General features: G+C 57.3%; 1 protein-coding gene and 1 pseudogene. Both read left to right on the forward strand.

The window, feature by feature from the left end:
* The first annotated feature begins 161 nt into the window (after window positions 1-161).
* Entirely contained in the window at window positions 162-1,334 is a 1,173-nt protein-coding gene (locus F6X42_RS42285) for a 4-hydroxybenzoate 3-monooxygenase (RefSeq protein WP_187639687.1), read from the forward strand.
* A 114-nt stretch (window positions 1,335-1,448) separates the two neighbouring features.
* Window positions 1,449-2,262, forward strand: a pseudogene (locus F6X42_RS42290) (alcohol dehydrogenase catalytic domain-containing protein); the annotation flags it as partial.
* Between the last annotated feature and the right edge of the window lie 114 nt (window positions 2,263-2,376).

Genomic DNA, 2,376 nt, shown 5'->3' on the forward strand with positions numbered 1-2,376 from the left:
CGTTCTGACATCCAGAGAGCCGTCGCACTGTCGCAGCGGGATCTCGCTCACCTCGTCCTGATCTCTCGCGGCGTTGTTGGTCTCGTACTATATTCCAACTTCTGACGGGTTACGCTGACGGATACGTATTGCCCGCCGTCTGAAGCGGGTAGGAGACTATTGTGCGTACTCAGGTTGGAATCATCGGCGCTGGACCGGCCGGACTTCTTCTTTCACACCTCCTGCATCTGGAAGGCATTGAATCGGTTGTGATTGAAAGCCGCAGCAGAGTGGAGATCGAAGCGACCATTCGAGCCGGGGTCCTTGAGCAAGGGACTATGGACCTACTCAGCAAATGTGGGCTCGGCGAGCGCATGCGCCGGGAAGGCGCGTTACATCGCGGATTTGAGCTCGCATTTGAGGGCGGCCGACACCGGATCGATCTGACTGAACTGACCGGCCATGCAATCACAGTGTATGCACAGCACGAAGTGATTAAGGATCTTGTAGCGGCGCGGGTTGCAGCTGGGTCAGAGCCGGTTTTCAGCGTATCGGACACGTCGTTGGACGGATTGGAGTCGGAGCGACCGAGCATTCGATACACCTGCGATGGCGAGGAACACGTGCTCGAATGCGACCACATCGTAGGTTGCGACGGATTTCATGGGCCATCGCGCGCGGCGATCCCGGAACATCTGCGGAGCGAATATCAGCGGATCTATCCGTTCGGCTGGTTCGGCATTCTCGTAGAAGCGCCGCCGTCGAGTGAAGAGCTTATTTATGCGCGACATGATCGCGGGTTTGCTCTGATTAGTACACGCTCGCCCGGTGTACAGCGGATGTATTTCCAATGCGATCCAAGTGGTTCCGTGGAGAACTGGTCCGACGACCGGATCTGGTCGGAACTCCACGCCCGCGTGGAGGCGAAAGATGGATGGAAGCTTACCGAAGGCAAAATATTTCAGAAAAATATCGTCGGGATGCGCAGCTTCGTATGCAGCACGATGCGACATGGAAAACTTTTCCTTGCTGGGGACGCTGCGCACATCGTCCCGCCAACTGGTGCTAAGGGGATGAATCTGGCGGTGAACGACGTTCGCATCCTTTCTGAGGCGTTCAAATTGCTTTACGCAACCGGTAGCGAAGCCAAACTCGACGCTTACCCGGACGATGCGCTGAAACGGGTATGGCGCGCGGAGCATTTTTCGTGGTGGATGACAAGCATGCTGCACCGGTTTGACGACGCCACCCCCTTCCAGCAGCAACTGCAGGTCGCGGAACTCAAGTACGTCGCGTCTTCCCGTGCGGCCTCGACTGCTCTCGCCGAGAACTACGTGGGAATGCTTGCGAGCTGAATGCGTGCCAGTCACTGAGGGGCTAGAGATTAATTTTCGCCGTGAGGCAGTTGATACGACGGCGAGTTTGTGCATCCGCTAACGGTGTTCATAAATTTCCATATGGAGACACGCATGTCCGGAAATCGTGGCGTTGTGTACGTTGGGCCAGGCAAGGTCGAAGTCCGTTCTCTGGCCTTTCCAGAGCTCGCAGAGCCGAATGGGAAGAAAGCAAATCACGGTGTCATCTTGAGAGTGGTCGCGACGAATATCTGCGGCTCCGATCAGCACATGGTTCGAGGGCGGACTACTGCGCCGACAGGGTTGGTATTGGGTCAGTTCTGACGTCATAACCCTCGCCAAGGGCGATCTGGTGTCAGTGCCTTTCAACGTCGCATGCGGTCGGTGTCCAATGTGCAAGGCGCAGAACACGGGTGTATGTCTCAATGTGAATCCGGCCCGGCCTGGTGGTGCTTACGGATATGTCGACATGGGCGGTTGGATCGGCGGTCAGGCAGAGTTCGTGATGATTCCGTATGCGGATTTCAACCTGCTCAAGATTCCTGACAGGGACCGGGGGATGGCGAAGATACGCGATCTGAAGTGCCTGTCAGACATTTTGCCTACCGGCTACCATGGAGCAGTCACAGCGGGTGTTTGTCCGGGCTCAACCGTATATGTAGCCGGTGCCGGGCCTGTCGGGTTGGCCGCCGGCGCCTCCGCTCGGCTGCTCGGCGCTGCCGTTGTGATCGTTGGGGACGTCAACAAAGCTCGACTGGACCATGCCCGTCGCGTCGGCTTCGAAACCGTCGATCTTTCCGAGGACGCAACGCTATCGGACCAAATCGCCGCTATCCTCGGTGAACCCGAAGTCGATTGCGCGATTGACTGTGTCGGGTTTGAAGCACGTGGGCACGGACACAGTGGTTCGCAAACTGAGTATCCGTCAGCGTAACCCGTCAGAAGTTGGAATATAGTACGAGACCAACAACGCCGCGAGAGATCAGGACGAGGTGAGCGAGATCCCGCTGCGACAGTGCGACGGCTCTCTGGATGTCAGAAC

It is taken from the genome of Paraburkholderia podalyriae (assembly GCF_014397785.1).
GTDB classification, from domain to species: Bacteria; Pseudomonadota; Gammaproteobacteria; order Burkholderiales; family Burkholderiaceae; genus Paraburkholderia; species Paraburkholderia podalyriae.